This window comes from Lysobacter gummosus (assembly GCF_001442805.1).
GTDB classification, from domain to species: domain Bacteria; phylum Pseudomonadota; class Gammaproteobacteria; order Xanthomonadales; family Xanthomonadaceae; genus Lysobacter; species Lysobacter gummosus.
Genome location: NZ_CP011131.1, coordinates 5,457,850 through 5,479,125 on the forward strand (window position 1 = coordinate 5,457,850; position 21,276 = coordinate 5,479,125).

At 61.8% G+C, this 21,276-nt stretch carries 18 protein-coding genes; 4 read left to right on the top strand and 14 right to left on the bottom strand.

The genetic code is table 11. The annotated features are described in order from the left end of the window. Nucleotides 1-250: 250 nt before the first annotated feature. Nucleotides 251-5,044 (top strand): RHS repeat-associated core domain-containing protein, encoded by a 4,794-nt coding sequence (locus LG3211_RS22120; RefSeq protein ID WP_057944721.1) that lies wholly within the window; start codon nt 251-253, stop codon nt 5,042-5,044. 9 nt (nt 5,045-5,053) lie between these two features. Beyond that, entirely contained in the window at nt 5,054-5,413 is a 360-nt protein-coding gene (locus LG3211_RS22125) for an SEL1-like repeat protein (RefSeq protein ID WP_057944722.1), read from the top strand. 293 nt (nt 5,414-5,706) lie between these two features. On the opposite strand, the gene LG3211_RS26070 is transcribed toward LG3211_RS22125, so the two are convergent. The 3 genes from LG3211_RS26070 to LG3211_RS22135 are packed head-to-tail and all read right to left on the bottom strand — an operon-like array spanning nt 5,707 to nt 8,649. Beyond that, nucleotides 5,707-6,147, bottom strand: a complete 441-nt coding sequence (locus LG3211_RS26070) for a hypothetical protein (protein WP_148649093.1) — start codon at nt 6,145-6,147, stop codon at nt 5,707-5,709. 2 nt (nt 6,148-6,149) lie between these two features. Further along, a complete protein-coding gene (locus LG3211_RS22130; protein ID WP_057944723.1) occupies nt 6,150-8,363 on the bottom strand; it encodes a phage tail protein in 2,214 nt (737 codons plus the stop codon). Continuing rightward, nucleotides 8,350-8,649, bottom strand: a complete 300-nt coding sequence (locus tag LG3211_RS22135) for a hypothetical protein (protein ID WP_237049795.1) — start codon at nt 8,647-8,649, stop codon at nt 8,350-8,352. Before LG3211_RS22135 ends, LG3211_RS22130 begins: the two co-directional genes overlap by 14 nt. A gap of 73 nt (nt 8,650-8,722) precedes the next feature. On the opposite strand from LG3211_RS22135, the gene LG3211_RS25165 reads away from it, so the two are divergent. Beyond that, nucleotides 8,723-10,150 (top strand): hypothetical protein, encoded by a 1,428-nt coding sequence (locus LG3211_RS25165; RefSeq protein WP_083512760.1) that lies wholly within the window; start codon nt 8,723-8,725, stop codon nt 10,148-10,150. A gap of 6 nt (nt 10,151-10,156) precedes the next feature. On the opposite strand, the gene LG3211_RS22140 is transcribed toward LG3211_RS25165, so the two are convergent. From LG3211_RS22140 to LG3211_RS22160, 5 genes are read right to left on the bottom strand one after another with little or no spacing between them, the layout of a single operon-like run. Further along, the gene (locus tag LG3211_RS22140) at nt 10,157-10,393 is read right to left on the bottom strand and encodes a hypothetical protein (protein WP_057944725.1); all 237 of its coding nucleotides are present in this window, start codon (nt 10,391-10,393) and stop codon (nt 10,157-10,159) included. A 14-nt stretch (nt 10,394-10,407) separates the two neighbouring features. Further along, the gene (locus LG3211_RS22145) at nt 10,408-11,223 is read right to left on the bottom strand and encodes a phage BR0599 family protein (RefSeq protein WP_057944726.1); all 816 of its coding nucleotides are present in this window, start codon (nt 11,221-11,223) and stop codon (nt 10,408-10,410) included. After that, nucleotides 11,220-12,935, bottom strand: coding sequence for a hypothetical protein (locus tag LG3211_RS22150; RefSeq protein WP_057944727.1), 1,716 nt, complete (start codon nt 12,933-12,935; stop codon nt 11,220-11,222). The genes LG3211_RS22145 and LG3211_RS22150 overlap by 4 nt, the downstream gene beginning before the upstream one ends. 12 nt (nt 12,936-12,947) lie before the next feature. Continuing rightward, a complete protein-coding gene (locus LG3211_RS22155) occupies nt 12,948-13,883 on the bottom strand; it encodes a hypothetical protein (protein ID WP_057944728.1) in 936 nt (311 codons plus the stop codon). Continuing rightward, complete coding sequence (locus LG3211_RS22160) at nt 13,883-15,457, bottom strand: hypothetical protein (protein ID WP_057944729.1); 1,575 nt, start codon at nt 15,455-15,457, stop codon at nt 13,883-13,885. The genes LG3211_RS22155 and LG3211_RS22160 overlap by 1 nt, the downstream gene beginning before the upstream one ends. Before the next feature lie 35 nt (nt 15,458-15,492). On the opposite strand from LG3211_RS22160, the gene LG3211_RS26075 reads away from it, so the two are divergent. After that, nucleotides 15,493-16,080 (top strand): hypothetical protein, encoded by a 588-nt coding sequence (locus LG3211_RS26075; protein WP_148649094.1) that lies wholly within the window; start codon nt 15,493-15,495, stop codon nt 16,078-16,080. Here the strand turns inward: LG3211_RS26075 and LG3211_RS22170 are convergent. The 6 genes from LG3211_RS22170 to LG3211_RS22195 form a co-directional block, all read right to left on the bottom strand. Continuing rightward, complete coding sequence (locus LG3211_RS22170; RefSeq protein WP_057944731.1) at nt 16,055-18,745, bottom strand: tape measure protein; 2,691 nt, start codon at nt 18,743-18,745, stop codon at nt 16,055-16,057. The genes LG3211_RS26075 and LG3211_RS22170 overlap by 26 nt on opposite strands. Nucleotides 18,746-18,812: 67 nt before the next feature. After that, nucleotides 18,813-19,202, bottom strand: coding sequence for a hypothetical protein (locus LG3211_RS26580; protein WP_057944732.1), 390 nt, complete (start codon nt 19,200-19,202; stop codon nt 18,813-18,815). Beyond that, nucleotides 19,199-19,675 carry a glycoside hydrolase family 24 protein gene (locus LG3211_RS22180; protein ID WP_057944733.1) on the bottom strand — a complete coding sequence of 159 codons (477 nt, stop codon included), beginning with the start codon at nt 19,673-19,675 and terminating at the stop codon, nt 19,199-19,201. The genes LG3211_RS26580 and LG3211_RS22180 overlap by 4 nt, the downstream gene beginning before the upstream one ends. Then, nucleotides 19,656-19,877, bottom strand: coding sequence for a DUF7940 domain-containing protein (locus LG3211_RS22185; RefSeq protein WP_057944734.1), 222 nt, complete (start codon nt 19,875-19,877; stop codon nt 19,656-19,658). The genes LG3211_RS22180 and LG3211_RS22185 overlap by 20 nt, the downstream gene beginning before the upstream one ends. A gap of 181 nt (nt 19,878-20,058) precedes the next feature. Continuing rightward, complete coding sequence (locus LG3211_RS22190; RefSeq protein ID WP_057944735.1) at nt 20,059-20,490, bottom strand: DUF6631 family protein; 432 nt, start codon at nt 20,488-20,490, stop codon at nt 20,059-20,061. After that, the gene (locus tag LG3211_RS22195) at nt 20,490-21,248 is read right to left on the bottom strand and encodes a phage tail tube protein (protein WP_057944736.1); all 759 of its coding nucleotides are present in this window, start codon (nt 21,246-21,248) and stop codon (nt 20,490-20,492) included. The genes LG3211_RS22190 and LG3211_RS22195 overlap by 1 nt, the downstream gene beginning before the upstream one ends. Nucleotides 21,249-21,276: the final 28 nt, after the last annotated feature.

The window sequence follows — 21,276 nt, forward strand, 5'->3', positions numbered from 1 at the left end:
GGATGAACATGACAAGGACAGGGAATTCTTGGGCGCACGTGGCGCCACTACTCCAACGGGACGCCGAACGCCCTCATGCGTCGGCGGTTTCCGCACCATCACAAACAACCGTCGCGCCTCCATACAAGGCGTGGCAATGCCTTGCACCGGTGAAGAGGCAGCAGCCGGATTCTTATCACGGTTCCTATCGACAAATTTCATGCGGGAGCAGGCCTTGAACAGTGCAACATTCAACCGATGGAGCGAGCGAATGGTGCGCTCCGACACAGGGAGGCTTATGAAACTCAGGCAGTTTATTTTCGGGCTGTTCCTCATTGCAGGCTTCAACTCGGCATGGGCACAGGACCCAATTACGCCCTGGAACTGGCGGCTGACGATCTACGATAACTCCGGCCATGAGTTGGAGAACAAGGAGTTCACCAGTCGAAGTGCCGCCGAGCAATACTTATGGGCATCCTCACCTGTAAATGCGACGCTTAAGAACGTCAAGCTAAACAAAGTGAGTGGCTCAGGCGCCGAGTACAAGTACACCGGTTCTCACTTCGCAACGAGTCCAGGCCCGCTCCAGTACAGCTCCATTGTCGATGGCGTCGTGAAATGGTTTCTCAGTGAATCGGAAGCCGTCGCAGCTTTCAAGCAAAGCATGACCAATAATTGGGGCACGGCGCGGCGTGCTTGCCCCCCTATTTTCGAGGATGAGGGCTGGAGCAATTACCCCAATCCCGTTGACTCCCAGATTCGGCGAACGAAAGTCTACGTCTTCGAAGAAGACGATCCCACCTGCAGGCCTTATTGGGACTATGATTACCTTATTATTGAAATGGTTTCACGCGAACGCATCACCAATCACGACTACGTCAAAAACCTCGACGGAAATTTCTTTCGAGACCCACAGCCATTCACGGGTTTGCGGGACCCCCCAGATATCCTGCATACCGGACCAGCTCACGACCCGTATGGTGACTACTACACTCAGGATCAGTGGACCGTACACAGTCTGAACACGGCCAAGCTAGTCGGGCAGCCTAATCACTGCTCGCCGATCAAGGGCAACCCCTGCGATATCTCCAGAGGCTCAAAGCATGAGACCGTAACTGACGCGAGTGGCTATGGCCCGTTGGATTTGATTCGTCAGTACGACTCCACCGATGTAGGCGGCACGTTCGGCCGCGGTTGGCGTGGCCCCTTTGACTACCGCTTGATGATGTCAAGCGATGGCAATCAGTCTCTTGTTCTAACGACTCCCAATGGGAAACAGATCGATCTGACGCGATCGTCTGGTTTTGTTGACAACGCCCAACGGTATCGCAGCTCCGATGATCGCTCGGCTACCGCGATGAAGTACTACGCGAATTCCAAGTATGCAGTCCGGGTCGAGTTTCCGGGCATGTCGATCGAGTTCCGTGACCCCGCTGAAGCAAACGCCGAGAAACCTATAAGCATCACGTACAACGGCAACCAAGAGGTCCGATTTACATACGATACCCATGGCCGTATGGAGCGCGCGGAGTACCTAGGCCGCTCGGTCAAGTATATTTATGAGTACGCCGACAGCGAGCGCACGCTCATGGTTTCGGCAGCGCTGATGCCCGATGGGCGGCTGATCACCTACGAGTACACGCCCGATGGCAACCTCGATCGGGTGGCGGACGACAGTGGTGAATTGTTCAAATACGGCTACGAGCCCGGCACGTCGCTGATCAACTCGATTCTGGAGAGCGGTGAACGTCCTCGCGAGTATCAATACGACGACTTACGCCGCCTGATCGAATCGACGAACGGGCCGGCCAAGTACACGTATGCCTATCAGCCTACTCAGACCACGGTGACCTTTCCGAGCGGCCGAGTGGAGGTCACGGACTTCGAGCCAAATGTCTGGCGACGGCCTGTACGCGAGGAGGCCGTGGGCGGCCTGGTCACCTCGACAACCTATACCGGCTACGACGACATCGTTACCGAGACCGATAACGCCGGCTTGACCACGATCCGGAAATACAGCAGCAACTCAGAGACCGTTCAGACGCTCCTAAACAATGCGGTGTTGCGGACTATCGTCACCACATTTGAACCCGGGACGTCGCGGCCGATACGGATTCAAGCCAATGATGGGACGAGCAATCTAATCGCCCAGACCGACTACACGTATAACACCCGCCGACAGTTGACCTCGGTCGTTCGTAAAGATTCGAAGACGGGCGAGCAGCGAATCACCACGCAGACCTACTGCGAAGAGGCTGATTTGGCCACCCCGGGCTCAGCCTGCGCCACCGTGGGTGCATTGAAGTCCGTAGATGGCCCCCGCGCCGATGTCGCCGATATAACTGTTTATGACTACTACGTCAGTGACGCGCCGGGCTGCGCCACGCCCGGCGGGAACTGCCCTTACCGGAAGGGAGATCCGCGGAAAACCAACTTCCCGATGGGTCAGACCTTGGAGTACCTGGCGTACGACGGCGCTGGTCGAATCCTGGCGTCGAAGGACGCCAATGGCATCGTCACGAACTCGGAGTATGACCTGCGGGGCCGTCTATCCGCCCAGAAGGTTCGTGGCGCAGATGATTCAGTAGAGACCGATGACCGAATCACACGGTTCGAGTACACCCCCAGTGGTTCGGTCAAGAAGATCACTCTGCCAGACGGAACGTACACTCGGTTCACCTATGACGCCGCGTTGCGACTGACGGACATCACCGACAACCTCGGAGATGTTATCCACTACACCCTGGACAACGCAGGCAACCGCAAGCAGGAAGACGTCAAGGCCGGCGGCACAACCGTCAGGCGCACCCTGTCGCGTACATTCAATGCGCTGGGTCAGTTGGAGGCTTTGAAGGATGCGTTCCAAAATGCAACCAGTTTCCGCTATGACGTCGGCGGCAATCCCGACCGAACGACCGATGCTCTGGGACGAAAAACCGATCAGACCTTCGATGGGCTAGGCCGTCTCAAGAAGACCTTGCAGGATGTGGGTGGGCTGGCTGTTGAAACCCGATTGGAATACGACCCATTTGATCGGGTGGCTGGAATAGTAGATCCCAAGGGGTTATCCACGGCTTACGTGTACAACGGCTTCGGAGATCAGACGAAGCTGACCAGCCCGGATACGGGTGTTACGGATTACACCTATAACGCGGCCGGTCTTTTGGCAACGAAGAAGGACGCCAATGATTCCACCGCGCACACGTATACTTACGATGCGCTAGGGCGGCCGAAGACGGTCTCCTATGGCACGGGAAGCGCTGACGTCGAGTACTTCTACGACACTGTCAACCCGGCTTGTACCGTGGGCGAAACCTTCGCTTCCGGTCGCGTTACCGCAATGCGAACGGACGGCACGGAGTTGCTGTACTGCTACGACCGATTCGGCCAAATCGTCCGCAAGATCCAGACATTAGCCGGCAAGAGCTTCACCCTCCGATACGCTTATACCAATGCGGGTCAGCTTAAAAGCCTGACGTATCCGGATGGTACGATTGTGGATTACATTCGCGACACTAGGTCGCGCGTCAAGGAGATTGGCGTTAAGCCCAACGGCAGCGCGCGCTCCGTGCTGCTCACCAATGCCTCCTACGAGCCTTTCGGCCCGGCCACCGGCTGGACTTACGGGAACGGTCGCACTCTGACCCGAAGCTACGATATGGACTATCGGGCCAAAACGGTGTTCGACAGCGCCAGCGGCGGCCTGTCAGTGGGGTATGGCTACAACGAAGTCGGCGATCTGACCGAACTGAAGGACGGCCTGGAAAGCGCGTTCCAGGCTAAGTACGACTACGACACCTTAGGGCGATTGAAGGTCACCCGGGATGGCGCGACTGGCACTGCATTGGAGACTTACGATTACGATGGAGCCGGCAACCGACTCAGCGTTCTGCAGGGCACGGCGACTACGACGTACGTCTATCCGGATACTCAACACCGCCTTACCCGGGTTGGCACCGTTAACCGCACCTACAACGCGGTGGGCAACACGACCAGCATTGGCAGCACGGCCAAGGAGTTCACTTACAACCCCAGTGATCGGCTGAGTCAGGTCAAGCTCAATGGTGTAATCAAAGCGGGCTACCGCTACAACGCAATCGGCGAACGTGTAGCCATCATTAAGCCGGACGGTACTGTCGATACGTACACGCTGTACGACGAGGCCGGCAATTGGATTGGCGACTACGCGGCCACCGGAGTCGCTAAGCAGCAAGCGGTTTGGCTGGACGGTACGCCGGTTGGCGTCCTCGTCGGTAGCGGCACCACGCAGTCCGCGAAGTACGTTGAGACCGATCATCTCAGTACGCCGCGCGCAGTCATCGACCCTACCCGCAACGTGGCGATCTGGACGTGGAGCGCGAAGGGCGAAGCTTTTGGCAAGGACGTTCCTAACCAGGATCCCGATCTGGACGGCACCGCCTTCGTGTTCAACCTGCGGTTTCCGGGGCAGCGATTCGATGCCGGCAGCGGACTTGTCTACAACTACTTCCGCGACTACGACCCCGGCACAGGTCGTTATGCACAAAGCGACCCCATTGGACAGCTTGGTGGGATAAACACCTACGCTTACGTAAGGGCCCGCCCAACAAACTCACGCGACCCGCTCGGGCTAGCAGATATTACGTTGGTGGCGCCTTCAGACCCAGGATATGTCAATATGAATGGCGCGCTATCAATGCCCGGCGCATTTAGTGTCGCGGCTCACGCGAGTCCAGCAGGGCTCGTTGACGCACAAAAAAATATACTTAGTGCCACTGCCTTGGCGAATATAATTAAGTCTGATCCACGTTGGCGGCCGGGCACACCTGTTCAATTGATAGCATGCAACGCTGGGGTTCGAGCGCCATGGTTGCCTACCTCGCCAGCTCAAGCGCTGGCAAATGAGCTGAAGACCGCTGTGTGGGGTGCGTCTAGTTTTGTTTGGGCCGCTGATCGTAAGATTACAACGGTCGCCCCACCAAATTCGGGAGCAACATGGCAATCATACACGGCTGCCGACGGACAGTCCGGGCCTAATATGGCGGCACCAGGGCGGTATCTCCTCTTCAGTCCGCTAGTTAAGTAGGAGCTAAAAATGATGATCCTCGCGAAGTTATTTATGTCTGCGGCCTTGGCCGGAGGCTTCAATATGCCTGCGGACGAATTGAATGCCGCCAAGAAAGACGCCCTCTCTGGCTCTGCTGAAGCGGCGAAGAAGTTGTATGAATACTATGAAAGGGGGCGCCTTGAGTACGATGAGTCTTTCAAATGGCTAACAATTTGCGCCGAGAACGGCGACATGGTGTGCGAATATAATCTCGGCTTCGTAATGGCGAGAAAGCCTGGGGAAGAGAACGCATTGAGAGGGCACTTTTGGTTAGCGAGGGCTGCGGCACACGGAAATCAGCGGGCCGTGGAATTTCTAGAAGAATTGAAAGTAAAGAAAAAATTATAAGCCCAGATATTTGCGTGCAGCCTTCCGGCCCGATAAAAAACTATAAAGCGACATCACGCTTGAGTAAGTGGATGGCGATAAACGACAAAGCTCTGGAAATGAACTGACCCCGGCGAATTGGATGCACTCCAACCCCTGGGGTTAGTTCGACTCGACGAGGAGGGCAGCGCTTTCCGGCGACAGCACGGCTCGCGCGGCAATCGTACTGCGATCGGAGATAAGACAAGGGCTTCGGATTCGAAGCCCTTTTTCTTGTGCGGGAGGAGACAGAGATCAGCCCGATTTGCGCCCCGCTATTCGGCAACAAAGGTCACACCATCAAGCGACAACCAGCCCATCACGTCGCTCTGCGGCGTCGATAGCAGTACTTCGCCATTCGGCTTAACGTCGATGCGTGTCGGTGCGGTGGAATCACTGACTGCCGCAAAGAGCAATTGACCTCCCGGGCGAAATCCGGCCGGCAGCGTGAGAACAACGCTGCTGCCAGTACCTCCTTTGACTAAGCCGCGTAGTTGGACGCGATTGGCGTCTCTCCGATATGCCGCAGTGGTGAATGGATCGCCATAGTTGGCCCAGGGAGCATTTAGGCTAGGTGCTTGCCACGATCCTTTGCGTAAGTCCGCGACCAATGCCGCGGTGCTTCGCCGGGTCTGTCCGCTTTGGACAATGAGGATCAGTTCATCGCCGGTCAGTGCAGCCGCTGTCGGCAGCTGCGAGAGTTTAAAATTCGCCATCGTTAGTCCGCCAAAATGAAATCGCCGGCCTCAGTCACTAAGTCGTCGCCGACCTCGGTGCGCAATAGGCCGTTCTTAAAGTAGAAAGTGTGACCGGCCTTCTGCCAACTGGTCAGGCCGTCGCGCGTCGTTCCGACCTCCGCGTGCAAGCGATACGCGCCACGCAACGGGGATGCGTAGTTAGTGCCGATGATCGCCGCCGGGCTGTCGAGCGCTTGGCCCGCAATGGCGTCCAGCAGCCGCACGACATACGCCGTTCCGGCCTCGGGTCCGATCGATCCTTGTCCGTGATCGACCAACTGATCCGCCTGCAGGCGACGATCGCGATGCGCCCAGGATACGGCCAGGTCACCGTCGATCGACGCCGGATAGCGCAGTCCGTTGAGTTTCAGATCACCGGGCGGATACGGCCGCGCTTGCCGCTGTGCCAGCTTGATCGTGTCCACCGGTGCGAGCGCGGGGTCCAGTTGTTCGCTCGACGTGCGCGTCAGCAACTTGGCCTGCACGGTTTCGCCGATGCTGTAGTCGCTCGGATCGTTTGCTGCGTAGTCATCAAAGAACCAGATGCGCGCACCGACCGCGTGCGGAACCGGCACGGTGTCCGCGCAGCCGCGCGCCAGCGTGGCCGTTTGCGCCTGCGGATCGATCGCGACTACCCGCACCACCTCGTCCTCGATCAGCGCGGCAGTGCCGGCGGCGACCTGATCCAGTCCCCTGCCCGACGCCAACTGCACGACGAGCGTCGCAGCCTCCATGGGATCGGCCAATACTGCAGTCGGACACCAATCGCCGACATCGGCCTCGGTGAACTCGCCGCTGCCGACCCGCGTGGTCAGCACGTAGTTCAGCGCCAACCCCGTCGCCTGCTCGGCTACGGCCAATACCGCGCCGGCATCGACCGGCACCGCCGCCAGTGCCGTTGCATTGAGCGCCGTTGCAAGATCCCGATAGCTTGCCTCGATCAATCGCCGGTTAGGCGACGGCTGCGGCACACGATCCGGCGGGGTCCAGACGGGTGGCTGCGGCTCCAGATACGCCGTCGCAGGCTGGCCGAACACGTCCTGCACCGCGGCGACGGTAATCGCACCTTCGGCCAGCTTGCCGTCATCGAACGTGCCCACGCGCAGCACCAAATTGTCCAGGCCGCGAAACGGATCGCGGATACGGAACACGCCGCCTGGCGCCAGGACGGCACCGCGGCGATCGAACCGCAGCTTCAATCGTTTTAGACCCGAGCAGGCGATGGTCAGGTCGCGTGTTGCCACGCGCCCTGCCAGTTCTGCCGTAGGCAGACCCTTGTATTCCGTAGTGCTGGACGCAACGCCGCCGGTGGCTTGAATGCCGGCCAGATCTTCGACCCGGATCTGGCGCTCTTCGTCCTTGATCGGGTCGTACCACGTCACGATCAGTTGATTGATCGCACCGTCCTGGGCGCCACCCTCATCTTCCTCGATAGCCAGTAGGCCCGACTCGTTGTCGAACATCGGCAGGTCTTCGACGCGGTAATCGTCCCGCAGCAGCTTCAATGTCAGCCGGCCGGTCGAGCGGTCGGTGTACTGCGCCGCGCCGACGTGATCGATGACCACCTGCATGAAGTCGGCGATCGACGACTGCCGGTTCCAACGCAGGCACAGTCCGAACCCTTCGGCGTGCAGCACGTCGGCCGCAGCGCGATAGCTGGCTTCGTCCAGCACGCCACGATCTAGACCCCGACCCCAATCCCGGTTGGTCAGGCACTCAACCAGGATGTGCGCCGGGTTCATCGCACGGATCGCGCCATTCGCCAGCGGAATGACCGCCTTCTCGGGATACCACGGTGCGCCGTCCCAACCCGCCAGTGCGCGACGCACTCGCATCTTCCATGGCTTGGGGTACGGGTTGTTGGCCGCGATCTGTCCGTCGAAGTATTGGGTGGTGACGCCACGGAATGCCGGCGTCGGCGTACCGTGCAGGGCACTCAGCATCGGCAGGACCGCCTGGGCGGCATCGCCCATCAGCACATCCAGCCAACCCTTGATGCCGCCCTCGCCCTTGTCGCCACCGAACAGATCGGGCTTGTTGATGTAGACGCGACTCGTCTTCGTGATCGAGCCTTTCCAGGCTTCGCGGTCACCGACACGGATCTCGACAATCTCGTCCAGCGGCCCGCGCGACAAGCCCATGTGCAGGCCGAACAGATAGCGGTGGCCGACAGTTTGCTTCTTACTGCTGCCCAACCAAAGCCTCCGCGCGCGCGAACGCGGCCAAGTGCAAGCCCAGCGCATCGCCGGTCGCTTCCAGCGCTTCCACGTCGATGCCTTCGCGCACGAAGGCGCTCCAGTCCAGGCCGTAATAGGCGAACCACTCGCGGCCACCGTGACTGCAGAAACCGAGACGCCCACTGAAACCGGGAACACGGCGAAGATGGCCCAGCGTCACGATCAACGTTTTAACCCCGCGACACTCTGAATTCCCACTATGCCTTGCTTTGAACGACTCACCAAAACTCACTTTGTGATCCATTTTTCTTCCGTTACATACAAGATCTTTGGGATCGTAGTCACTAGCAACTTAGTTTCTCTGAAGGAGTGCTGCTATGCAGAAGCTTTCGGTATTAACTTTCGTAGGTATGGCAGTTCTGGCCTTCGCCGCTGCGAGATCCGCGCCAGTTGCTGCTAGCGCCTCCGAGGGATCGTCGTGCACTGTCATTGGCATCAACGATTCCGGAGCAGCATCGGGACAGTGCCGAAACAAGGCCGGCGACTTTCCCGCCACCTACTGGACCAGTGGCAGTACTGTGGCGATGTCGTTGGGCACCTTCGGCGGACCTTGCGATGTGCTCGGAATAGCCCGCGATGGACAGGTCGCCGGCAACTGTTCGTTCGGTCCCACAGGCAGGAGCCTGCCTGTTGTATGGAGGACTCCGACACTGCCATCCGCGCTGCCGACCTATCTGCTCGGCCTTATTGGTGATGACCGTGCGACGGCCACTTCAATAAATGCAGCGGGAGCCATCATCGGCATCAGCACCAGTCCCGGCGGCAGGGACTTCCCGGTGATCTGGAAAAATGGAGAAGAAACGGCCACCTCGCTGCCCCTTCCCGGAGCGTTACCTCCCTTGCTGACAACGGTTACAGAATGCCGCGTGCAAGCCATCGACTCCGCCGCAGTTCCCAAGGCCGCCGGAATATGTGACCAGCGCCAAAGTGGCTACGTGGCGGTTAAGTGGACTCCGAACGCTCTCGGCGGCTATTCCGTAACAACACTTCCCGACCTTCCGGGTGGAACCAGTTGCATGGCCGTCGCGATCAACTCGGCGGGGTATGTTGCTGGAACCTGTGAGGATGCAACCGGCGACAAGTACGCCGTGCGATGGCCCCCCTCTGGGAGCCAGCCGACATTTCTGCGCCGAATTCCTCGCGAAGCGGCAGATACGCAGCAAGTGTTCGCTACGGAAATGAATGAAGCGGGAGTGGTCATCGGCCAATACATCGCGAGCGATGGTCGGTCGCGCAGCTTTGTATGGGCCCCTGTCGATATCCCTGCCAACGAAGAGGGGCTGGACTTGGGAATTCTTGAAGGAACAGAAGTGTACGCACGCGAGATCGCGGACAACGGTCGAGTCATTGGCGCGACAGACACACCGGCAGGGGCTCAGATTGCCTTTTCGTGGACCCCCTCTGGGGAAATGCAGAGTCTTGGCACCCTGGGGGGGCCGTCCAACACTCCGTCCTCACTGAGCCCGAACGGCCGGTGGGTCGCGGGCACCAGCATGACTCAGGAGAGGTATAGGCAAGCGTACCGACGAGGTTCGGCAGTAGAACTCCTTGTTGGCCCTAACGAAACCCCGATAGCAGGTGGCTACACCGGACTTAAGCCGCGTAGTGCCTTGCCCGCCTGCCAGAACACCTCCAGCCAGTGCCAAACCTGGGTCGCAAATGGCTTCTGTTCCAATACGTTCTATACGAACGTGCAGAAGGCACAGTACTGCGCAGTGTCTTGTGGTTTGTGCGGGGTGAAATAGCACCACTCACTTTTTCCCACCTTTTTGCTTAATCGCCTGCGTGCGGTACTGGCCGACGCCCAGCACCATCCAGTCCGGCGTCCAGACATCGCCAAACACCACCGCCTGCGGCGTGCCTTCGGTGCTCTGGGGAAACTGGAAATCGCCGAAGGCTGCCGGCTTGGCCTGCGGCGGTTTCGGCCGCGCGGCCACCGAGACGAAGTAGCTGATGACCCAGATCGCGAGCTGGACCCAAATGTTCATGCGTAGTACCGGTTCTAGAAAATGGGAGTGCCGTCGAACGGCGATTTGCCGGGAAGACCGGGGACGCCGCCGTAGTTCGGCGCGTTGTTGAACTTGTTGTGGCAGATCGCCATCGCCCGGCCGCAACCGGGATAGGCGATGACGGCCTGGCCAACACGCAGGCCGTCGCCGGCACCGAGCAGGACAAGCCGCTCACCGACGTGCGAGCGGATGCCGCGTCGCTCCAGGCCGGCTTCGCCGAGATCCCAGGCGAGGAATCCACCGGAGAACCAGCCATCCGGGTACTGGCCGAAGACACCGGCTGTGATGACGTTGCCACTGAGCGTCGTCAGCGACGCCGGCACGCGGAAGGACTCGGGATTGACCCGGCAATTGCGGTCGTAGAGGCTGTACGGACAACCGCGTGTCCACGCCAATCGCAGGCCCGGCTGCCCGAGCGCGGCGTCGAGGGATTGGCACCGCACCTCGGTGCTTTCCAGCGAAGATCGATTGACGCCCGCGATCCGGCCCATCCAGACCACTCGTGCATCGCCATCGCCCTCATGGACATCCCGGACCACAACCGCAACCTCGCTCGAGGGCGGCAAGCCGCGATACAGCCGCGCCACCTCGAAATCGCCCGGCGCGGCGATGGTGAGCATGTCGCTGGCGGTGTGGCCGGATTGGCGAATGCCGTCGTCGTGGATGGCGACGGCGCCATAGACCTGCGTATCGAGCGCGAAGTCGCGGTCGCCGCCGGTGTAGCGCCAGCGCTGTGCGCCGCGCACAAACTCGTACAGCCGCCGCGGGTTGCCCGCGGCAGTCGATCGTTCCAGCTGTTCGAAGCTCATGCGGGCGCGGGCGCGGGTGTGTCGGTGTCAGGGTCGCGCACAGCGCGCAGGACGATCGCAGCGTCGGCGGCGCCGCCGCTGTCGGTGTGGTGTTCGATTTCCGCTTCGTCGCTATCGCCGCGACTCAGCACCAAGAAGCTGATGCGCTGGATATCGCGAGGTCGCATGTCCACGCCCAGTGCGGCATCGACCGTCAGGCGCTCAATGTCGTCATCCAGCGCAACCGCTGCCGTAATCCGGCGGTGGAACGCCTGACCGCCGCGTAGCTCTATCCGCACGTCGCGCCGGCCGGGTCGCAGGCCCGCAAAACGGGCGAGGCCGACGTTGGCCACGTCCAGCGCTGTCGCCGTGCCGGCGACGTTGGCGACCAAAGTCAGGTCGTCGGCGTGGGTGGGCCGCCATACGGCCTGTTGGCGGCCACGCAGCGTGTACAGCCAGGACCGCACGGCCGACCGCTCGGCACGACCGTGCATGCGCCACTGATGCCCCTGCGTCGGTGCAGCCCAATCGGCGGGGTCCAACACAAAGAGCCGCCCGAACTCGTTGTCCAGGGTAAGCAGCGCACGCTGCCAGCCATTCGACAACCTCTCGGTCTCATCCGGCCGCTGAGCCAGCACCGGGTAACCGCGATACATTGGGGCGTTCGTAATGACCGGCCAATCGCAGGCTTCGACCACATCGAATCGGGCGCTCACCGACGCTGCTTGATCCGTCAGACGCGTTACTTTCGGGGGTTCGGCCAGCCGCGCGGTCCGCACCGGATACAGTCGGGTGCCGCGCGGCCACACTTTCGTCGTTGGACGACGTAGCGTGATCGACACAGCGCCGATCACCTCGACTTCGGCGACTTCGACATCGAACGCGGTCTTGCCGCGCAGTTGCACCAGGCCGCCGACGCGGAAGTCGCGTTGGCTGGGATCGCAGGCGATGACGCGCACGCCCAGAGCATGCTCGCTAGACAGCCACTGCACATCGGGCCAGATCGGCAGCGCCCAGGTTCGGCCGCCCCAACCGAATACGGCCAAATCAAGCAACACGCGTTCGCGCCCATCCACGATCATGGTCGCTTCGAACGAGCGCCGCGGCGCGGAGCGCAGGCCACGCCGCTGCTCGACCTGCGTCGGGCTGGTCAGGATGTCGGTCTTCCACGCCAACCGCTCCAATACGCCGCGCGACCAATCCGGTGCGAACGCCCAGGCGACGACGCGCTGACCGGTGATGACCACCGCAATCGCGTCGAATCCATCGAACCGGAACCGGAACGACAGCGTCGCGGAGATCACTGGCGGGCCATCGGTGCCGACCGCGATCTCCCACGTCCGCTCCGACATCGGCGCGAACGGCAGCGGCGCTGCGCCAGGCGCCGTCAGAACAATGCCTTCGCCACCCGATAAGTTGGCGTCGGTCAACGTCAGCGCGCGGGCGCGGTAAGCATTCCACACGCGCACCGCGCGGTGCTGCACGCTGCTGACATTGCCCAGGTTTAGGACCTGCGGCTCGACGTGGATACGATCGAAGAAGTCGTCGCCAAACATCGCCTGCGATGCGCCGACGCGGCGGTCGGCCACAAAGCCGGGCACGTCGGCAGCGCGTGGGCCGAAGCCGGGCTCGGCACCAAGCGCGCCGCTGGCCTGCCCATTCCAGAACGGTGGCGATTTGAAATAGTCGCCCTGACCGCTGAAGGTCAGCGGCCAGAGGGCGGGCCAAATCATGAAGAGGTCGGATTACTCGGTGATGCGGTAGGCGTAGCCGTAGACACCGCTATTCGGGGTTCCGGGCGGGCCGTTCTTTCGGTGGACGGGAAAGACCTTCCAGCGATCGGTGCCCAGCGACAATTCTTCGCCGGGCGCGTAGCTGTCCAGGCGGATGAATCGCATATCCGGGGGATGGCCGACGTCCGAGAACAGGCCAGCCCCACGCGGCACCGCACACCACAGCGGCTGCCCCGGCGCGCGGCCAGTGAGCGCACTGTGTCCGACATCCTTCAGCAGGTTGATCGGCGCCGCCTTACCGCGCCAACCTGCCAACAACCGCCGAGCATCATTGCTGTCGCCGCTCGTCGCATGCCAGCGTGGCGCGATGCCCTCAAAGTCCGCTCGGATGCGCGTACACGGCGCGGTGTAGTTGTAGTAGGTGTCATCGAACGCGATGCTGTGATACGGGGAATCCGGGCTGTTGATGTAGTTTGCGGAGTAGTACCACTGGTTCCCGTAAATGTACTGACCAGAGTTGACGACTCCTGCGGTAATCAATCGGCCGGTGCCGAAATGCTTAAAGGTGCCGGCTTGCGTCTCCAGCACGATGTGCAGGTAAGGCTGTGGCGCGGTGCGACCGAAGAAATGCACCGCGCTGTACGGGCCCTGGACGTAGTTAGCCCAAACGATGCTGCTCGCATCGGCTTGGATGTCCGGGTTTGGATTGGCGGTGTAGCCGGTATGGCCGAACGAGCCGAGAAAGGGGGCTGGACTGTTGCCGTCACCCCCAGCGAGCTGCGACACGAAGGTCGCGTAAACGTTGGCCGCATGGAGGCTGAGCGCCTTTCCTGCATTGGCAGGACGATCCCGTAGCCCGTCGATCGACCACCCGGAGCTTTGCGCGAACAGGCGCAGCTTATCGAGCAGTTCATTAGGGTCGTTCGCGGCCGAGGTTGCGTAAGCCATCAGTCCATCTTCAAAGCGAAATAGTTGTCGGGCGAGATACGGAACGCGTTCTGAAACGCCAGCCACGTCGCGCCATCGTGTTCGATCCTCGACTCCGAAGCGGTGGAAAATCCGGTCGTCCAGGCGCAGCCGTCGAACTCGCCCCACGGGTGCCTCGGAGACGACGAACCGAGGATCAGTGGGAACAGTGGCGAGGAGCCATCGAGGTTGTCACGCAGATAAGCGCGATCCCCGCCGGTGGACACCGCGCTCGGATAAACCTTGGCGTAGTCGGTGTCGCCGTAGTCGTTCGCACCCTGTGCGTATCGATTGCAGTGCAATCGCCAGACATTGTCGGGGTAGTTCGCCGCCAAGCCGAAGCGACCTGGGTCGAAAAAGCTGCGGAAATTGGCATCGGTCGTATCGGGCGTGCCGCTCTCGGCCGAGCCACATGCGCCGACAATCAGCGGGTACTCATGGATCGAAGGCGGCTCGTAGGCGGTCGCAAAGCCCAGATACGCGCTGACGTAGACCGTGCCGATCCGCGCTACGATCACGACGCGCTGACCGTTAATAGCGAGCCAGTAAGCAAACGGTCCATTGCGCAGCGGCAAATGCCGCAGTCCGCTATTGTTGACCTGCGTGCGCAGGCTGAGCAATGGGTTGTGGCTGCGAAAGCCGTACCAATTGAGGTTGTATGCCGCGCGTGCGGGATCTTCAAACAGCTCCGCGCCGATGAAGATCGACTGGCGGCCGTCCAAGCCAGGGGCCTTTACGATCCACTGCGCACGGTCCTCCAGTTCGAAGTCGGCGTTGACGTCGGTATGGAACGATAGATCATTGCAATCCAGCGGCGTCGCCCCATTCGTGGCCGAGAACACCACGCGCCAGAGTCGGGCGGCAGGCGAGTTTGCCGTCACCAGGAACGTCTGTCGCGCGCGCGCAGAAGGCCACCGCACACCGGACCACGCCTGCACCGGCGACCAGGCTGCGCCATCGTCGGAACGCTGTAGTTCGAAGGCTGCCGCGCCGCGTGCGCCCGAGTCGCCGATGCCCATCGTGATCGCCCGGACGGCGGCCGAGCCGATCATCTCGATACCGGCAGTCGCGGGTAGATCGGCCACCGCGCGTGTGCCCCAGGTATCCATTGCATTGTCGAACAGCGCGGACAAGTTGGTGAAGTTGCCCGTTCGGAAGGTCGGGTTCCGCACTCCCCATCGGCGCACGAGGGTCCATGGCGGCGAGGTGTTCAGCGTGAAACGATCGCCGACCGCAAATGCGGTCGATCCCGCGTTGATCCGAAAGCGGAGCCGTTCGTGCTCGAAGGGCCGGCCGACGGTGGCGACGCCCAGATCGCCGGCCAGCGCACCGACTACTTGGAAGCGCTGGGTATCCAGCGCAGTCACGGTAAACGCCTCGGCGACTGAGCCAGAGCCGCCGAGGTAGCCGCCGGCCGCACCATCGGTTCCAATCAACGTGCCGTTACCGGCGCCGGCATAGAGCAGTCCCCAGGCATGCCCTTCCGAGCACAAGGCGGTTTCGAGTTGATTGAGGAAGTCATAGTAGTCGCTGGCATTTCCGGAACGCAGGCTCATACACTCAACACAGACTTCTTTAAGGAAAAGAACAGGTGATCACGGACAGAGACGTCGCCAAGCAGGTTAGCGAAGGAGTTATCGCCATTTCGCGGATGATCGATGACACTCTCATAGCGGCAAAAGAACATTGTCCGGAGGAGGATTTCCGCCGACTGAGAGACGGTATGGCGCGCGTGTTGGGTGAGCTCTTGCTTGAAGTGCTCAATCCGCTTTATCGGGATCATCCGGACTTGGCACCCGAGGGGTTGTACATCCCTACCTCAATGAAGGAGCCGCCGCCTGATGCGCCGAAGGTGATCGCGCGTCGCCAACTCATGTATTCGCTGGACCATGCGCCAGGCAGTCGGTTTGATGTGGAGATTCGCGTCTTCTCGCCGTCTCGAACGAGTCGAGGACAGGCTGATGTTCATGATGAACACATGTGCCGCGTAGAGTATGTGGGCTTTCCTTTTGGGCCTGAGTGGCTTCATGGAATGGACTCACTTCAAGCGCTTCAGATTGGCACCAACATCGATCGTTTCCTCCTCGACTTCGAGAAGAACAAGCAAGTCCGCTTCTTTTGGCCCGATGGCTCGCGGTACTTTTCCGAAGAGATCACCCCAAGTCCTGACGAACCGTAGGAGCATTCGCTCGGATCGTCGATAGGATGACCTGACGACCAGCTTGGGTGCTCATGACGTTCACGATCTCTCGCGGGTCGAGATACAGCACGTTGGTGATCTGCGATCCACGCTGACCGGACTCCGATGGGGTTGGACCGCGCTCAGACATCGGCGCCCGCGACGGATTAGGGACACGCGGCGCTGGGGTAACCAACCCGCCCGATGCGTATCCGCGCAGGTTGTCGAGTGCGGCCATGCCGATCCGGTTGAAACGCGCCAGAAACGAACGGGCACCCGGCTGCCGCACGACCTCGCGACGATGGACGAACTCGCCGCGGTGGACGACGCCTGCGGGCGCGTACTTCGGCCCGGTACCGGTAAACCCGCCCGAAGCGAAGAACCCGCTCGCGCTCTTGGCGGCGTTAGCGGCCAATAGGGTCGCTGCGGCCGACTGCATCGCGGCTGCGGCCTTCAAAACCACACCGCCAGCCACGCCCAGCGCCACCGAGGCGCCTGTAATCGGCGTGGCATACGCGACGCCGGCCGCGGCGGCCTGAACGGGGTCCGGCTGGGCCACGTCAGGCGTCCTGCCCCCACCGACGATCTTGCTCACCAACGACATCAGCTTGGCCGTAGCCAGCGCTGCCAGTTGCTGGGAGGCGAGTTGTGCCAGCGACCGGGCCATGTCCTGTACCAAGCCCGTCAAGGCTTGGCGCAGGGTCAACGTGCCCGTCGCCAAGCCTTCTAAGGCATTGCTGAGACCGCTTTCAAATCCGTTGGTCAGCGTGACGACCAGCTCGTTGGACTGAACCTTGAGCGCGGCCACCTGCGTGGTCAGATCCTTCACGCGCTCGATGGCGTCCGGCGATCCGGTCTTCGCCGCCAGTTGATCCATCTTCGGCAGGAGTTGGTCCACCTCTGCCGCAGTGCGCGAATGCAGATCAATCAGTTCCCGGCGCGCGCCGATCTCGGTTAGCAGACCCGCCTGCTGTCGCGTCTGGATCGATTGCTCCTGTCGGGACTGATCCCCGAAGACGCGCTCGACTTGGGCCTGAAGCTCCTGCAACTCGGCCTGCGCCGACTCGGTATCGATATGCAAACGCAGGGTCGATTCACCGACAACCCCGAGCCGCTTCATGTCGGCCAGCAGCGGCGCGTATTGCGCCGTCAACTCGCGCTCGCGCCCCTCTCGCTCTTTGCCTTGCACGCGCAGAATCGCGTTCTCGGCCGCCGCGACCGCTTCGGTCAGCTCCTTCCTGCGGTCATCGTCCTTGCGCTTCTGTTCGTCTTCCTCCTTCTTCTTTTCGGCTTTCCGCTTTGCATCGTCCTTGTCGCTGCCGGCCTTCCCTTTGACCTTGCTCGCGCCGTCCGCGATGGTCTTGGCGCTCGCCGCGAAGTCCTGCGCCGGCTTCGCATCCGCGCTGGTTTTCCAAAGCAGCTCAAGCTGGCTATTGGCTTTGCCGATGTCGTCGGCCATGTCACCGCCGGCCGCGCGCCAGGCCTCGGCCGTTTGCCGCACCAGACCCTTCGCGTCGCCAAAGGCTTTCTGCTGGACCTGGAAGAGCTGATCCGGCCCGGAGAAGTCGAACTGCGCGACCTTCTTGACGGCCTCGACATAGGCGACGATCACCCGGCCGTTAAGAATCAGGTAGCGGCCGAAGTTCTCGATGCTGACCATCAGCGCGGCAATGACGCGACCGATGATCTGGAATCCGACCTTCAACCCGATAAACGCGGTGACCGCGACACGAACGATCGACACCAGCACGTTGAATTTCTGACCGGCCGCATCGGCGCTTCCGCCCGCCGTCACCAGCGCCGCGTTGTAGTTGGAAATGAAACTCGCCAGCGACGAAATTTCGGTGGATAGGGCGCCGGCCGCGCCGGTCGATCGCTCCATATCGCCCACCGTGACGGTGAAGGCGTTGCGCAACTGCGTCATGGCGCCGCCGATGGTCACCGGCAGTTTCGCGAATTCCTCGGCGACCGACTTGCCTTGGGACTGAATCGCCCGAAGCACCAGCGTCGTGGTGAGCTTGCCTTCGGACGCGAGCTTCTTGAGATTGTCGGCGCCTTCGACGCCGAGTTCCTTCAGCCCCGTCTTGATGGCCTCGGCCAAGCGCGGGGTCTGCTCCAGGACCGAGTTCAGCTCCTCGCCGCCGAGCCGGCCCACGGAAAGCCCTTGGCCGAGTTGCATGATCGCGGCCTCACCGGACGCGCCAGAGGTGAAGCTCAGCGCCACTGCCTGAGAGACCGTCTGGGTCAGCCCCAGCAACTGATCCTGACCCAACTTCAATGCCTGCGTGCTGCGCTCGATGCGCGCATACAAGTCGACGGTCGATGCCAGTGGCTGGCGCGTCGCCTGCGCGATCTGCTGCACGCCGCTGTAGGCGGTGTTGAATTCCTCCTGGGTCTTGGTCGCCAGCTTGAGCCGGCCTTGCAGATTGGTCGCTTCGTCCGCGATGTGCGCCAGCCCTTGCGCGGAGCGCAGCGACAGATAGCCCGCAGCGACACCACGGATCTCGGATTGGAGGCCGGACAACCCAGCCTGAGCTTTGCGGCCCGCTGCCTGCGACTCCGATGCAAACGATCGGATGCGGGCGCCGGCCTGTTGCAGCGCGGCGTTCAGCGCCGCCGCGTTGCCCTTGAGCAGCAGCGTGATCGTGGTGTCGCGATTGGCCATGGATCAGGGCGTGTCGGTACGGCGCGCGGACGCCTGAGTCCAGCCGCACAGGCGGCGTCCGGTTTCGTTATGGGCCAGGATTTGCCGCGCCGTCAGATCGGTCAGTCGATCCTCCCGCGAGACCAGGATCGGCCGCGTCCAGGCGCAGCCCGTCGTTGCTTCCGTCACGCGACCAGTCGTCGTACAAGCGGTCAGCAGCGGAATCAGGCACAGCCACCGCCACCGGCGTCGTAGTGCCGGTCGGAAGATGCAGGACATCGGTGTCTACCTCGGTGCGGGTTTCAGAATCGGCGCGCTCGCCTTCGGCGATGCGTACTCGCTGCTCGCTCTCGCTGATGCGCACAGCGGTGTCGGTACGCTCACGCTGCCGCCCTTTCCAGCGACCCCAGCTGAAGGCGGCCAGCACTGCGGCGAGCGCGGTCAGCACCGTGGTCGCCCAAACTTTCAGTGCGATCATGCGATCTGACCTCCCGCCTTCTGGTACACGGCGAGCAGACTTTCTAGCGGCACTTCGCGCTGGCCGTAACCGGCGTCTGGTAGCGACGCCCAGGTCTTGCGCGACTTGCGCACGGCGCTGCTGATCCAGCCCTTCTTGATGTCGGCCAGCGCGCCGGTTTCGCGCAGCAGTTCGATTGCAGCTAGATCCTGGGAAGCGGGTCCGAAGTCCGGCAGCCTTAGATGATTGCGCAAACTGTTCCAGGTCTTCCAAAGGAACTGATAGCGGCCCGCGGCCGTGGAGTGGATTCGGTATTTGGGGAGCCATACCGGCTTACGCGGATGCTCCGCGTAGCGGGTAAACGTTTTGCCGCCGACCATCACGTCGTAACCGCCGTGCTCGCTGAACCGCTCCACGCCTTCGGCGTGCGCGATCATGTCCAGGAAGGCGATGACGTTTTGGCCGCCGGCTTGCTCAGCGGAGAGGCGTGCCATTGGCCCCTCGCTGCTGGAACAGGCGGCCGATCAGGCCCAACACCAGCAGGCCGGCGGTGACGCTGGCCGCGATGCGGTCAGGGACGTGGACGCGCAGGTCGTCGGGCAGATTCAGCCACACGCCTTGGAGCGCGATGGCCACAGTCATGGCTTGCACGCTAAGGAAGCGCCACGCTTGGCGCCAGTTCTCGATCAGTTTCATGGAGATTTCCGAAGGGATTGGATGAAGGCGGTGACGTCGCGGCCGCCGGCGAAACCGGCGTTGACGTCCTCAATGCGCTCAGCGCGCAGCGCGCGTTCACGCTGGATCGCGACGCGGTAGAACAACCCGAGTTGGCGCGCGGTGGCGCGCTCGATCCACGGCCAGTCGTGGCCGTGATCGATCAGGGTGGCGAGGACACTGGGCCAGTCGTTGCCGGGTCCGCGCGCCGCAGTTCCAGCGCCGCGATCACGCGCTGCAAAAAAAAATCGGCGTTGACCGCCCAGAAGGTCAGCAGCAACAGGTCGCCGTGCGCGGCACTGAGCGAATGCACGAACTCGACGGATTGATCACTGGCCTGGGCCAGCAATTCGACCGTCGCCTCCGGGTGCTGCGCGCAGACGCCATGCAGACGACCGAGATCAATATCGCCGTCGTCGGTCTGCTCGACCAGGTCGCCGACCAATGCGGCAATCTGCGCGTGCATGCGCAGGCTTTCGAAGAAACCGATCTCGCGAACGGTCACGGTGCGATCGCCCAGCGGCAGCACGCGGTTCGGTTGCAGCACGGTTAGTTCGTCGGCCGGAGGCGTGGGGCGTTGGACTTTGCGCGCCATTACGCCCTCACCATTTCGATCCGACCAAAGCCGCCCAGGGTCGGGTCCAGCGCGCGGGTTTCATCGAACAAGGCCGCGCCCGACAGCTGCAGGCTGCCCCATTCCTCGGAGATCAAGTCGAGCTGCTCGATAGGGTTGAACGCGACCCGGTACAGCGTGACCTTTGCGCGGCGGCCGTTGACGGTGTTGATGCCGTCCAAGAACAGCATTCGCTCCGGCGGCGGCGTATTGAACAGGGCGATGTTGACCGTCTCGCCATGCTGGTAGGTGGCCTTGAACGGTTGCGTGTGGCCATCGACCTTGCGCAAGCCGATCACGCCGGCCGAGGGCGATTCGGTCCACCAATTGGCGGCCGGCACCGTAACCGGCGGCGTCGCACTGTCGGTCAGCGACAGTTCGCTGATCCAGCCGCGATCGAGCGCGACCAGGTCGTTGGCCTTCAGCCCCGGCGGCAGCAGTTCATTGCTGATCGCGCCCGCCGGCAGGGTCGCCGGAATCGAGTACAGCCCCTCGGCGATGTTCTCCGGGGTCGCCTCGTCCAGCGTCAGGTTGACGTTGGCGGTCTTGCTCTGGACTAGGCGGCCGTACAGCATGCGGTTGCCGCTGAACGACTCGGTCTTGTCCGAGTTCTGAACCTCCAGCGCGAGTTGGAGCTGGGGCGCATTACCCACCCATCGCAGCGGGCCGGGCTTGCCACTGGGTTGGCGCTGGGCTAGGTAAACCTTGCCCTGAAAGGAAAACAGGTCCTGCGCGGCCATCGGTCGCGTTGCTCCTATATATATGGTG

What these genes read in the sequence shown, in the direction of transcription:
- LG3211_RS26580 (WP_057944732.1), bottom strand. Translation starts at nt 19,202, where the DNA reads ATGATCGCACTGAAAGTTTGGGCGACCACGGTGCTGACCGCGCTCGCC.
- LG3211_RS22150 (WP_057944727.1), bottom strand. Translation starts at nt 12,935, where the DNA reads ATGATTTGGCCCGCCCTCTGGCCGCTGACCTTCAGCGGTCAGGGCGAC.
- LG3211_RS22170 (WP_057944731.1), bottom strand. Translation starts at nt 18,745, where the DNA reads ATGGCCAATCGCGACACCACGATCACGCTGCTGCTCAAGGGCAACGCG.
- LG3211_RS22190 (WP_057944735.1), bottom strand. Translation starts at nt 20,490, where the DNA reads ATGGCGCGCAAAGTCCAACGCCCCACGCCTCCGGCCGACGAACTAACC.
- LG3211_RS22195 (WP_057944736.1), bottom strand. Translation starts at nt 21,248, where the DNA reads ATGGCCGCGCAGGACCTGTTTTCCTTTCAGGGCAAGGTTTACCTAGCC.
- LG3211_RS22140 (WP_057944725.1), bottom strand. Translation starts at nt 10,393, where the DNA reads ATGAACATTTGGGTCCAGCTCGCGATCTGGGTCATCAGCTACTTCGTC.
- LG3211_RS22180 (WP_057944733.1), bottom strand. Translation starts at nt 19,675, where the DNA reads ATGGCACGCCTCTCCGCTGAGCAAGCCGGCGGCCAAAACGTCATCGCC.
- LG3211_RS22125 (WP_057944722.1), top strand. Translation starts at nt 5,054, where the DNA reads ATGATGATCCTCGCGAAGTTATTTATGTCTGCGGCCTTGGCCGGAGGC.
- LG3211_RS22160 (WP_057944729.1), bottom strand. Translation starts at nt 15,457, where the DNA reads ATGAGCCTGCGTTCCGGAAATGCCAGCGACTACTATGACTTCCTCAAT.
- LG3211_RS22145 (WP_057944726.1), bottom strand. Translation starts at nt 11,223, where the DNA reads ATGAGCTTCGAACAGCTGGAACGATCGACTGCCGCGGGCAACCCGCGG.
- LG3211_RS22155 (WP_057944728.1), bottom strand. Translation starts at nt 13,883, where the DNA reads ATGGCTTACGCAACCTCGGCCGCGAACGACCCTAATGAACTGCTCGAT.
- LG3211_RS25165 (WP_083512760.1), top strand. Translation starts at nt 8,723, where the DNA reads ATGCAGAAGCTTTCGGTATTAACTTTCGTAGGTATGGCAGTTCTGGCC.
- LG3211_RS22135 (WP_237049795.1), bottom strand. Translation starts at nt 8,649, where the DNA reads ATGGATCACAAAGTGAGTTTTGGTGAGTCGTTCAAAGCAAGGCATAGT.
- LG3211_RS22120 (WP_057944721.1), top strand. Translation starts at nt 251, where the DNA reads ATGGTGCGCTCCGACACAGGGAGGCTTATGAAACTCAGGCAGTTTATT.
- LG3211_RS26070 (WP_148649093.1), bottom strand. Translation starts at nt 6,147, where the DNA reads ATGGCGAATTTTAAACTCTCGCAGCTGCCGACAGCGGCTGCACTGACC.
- LG3211_RS22185 (WP_057944734.1), bottom strand. Translation starts at nt 19,877, where the DNA reads ATGAAACTGATCGAGAACTGGCGCCAAGCGTGGCGCTTCCTTAGCGTG.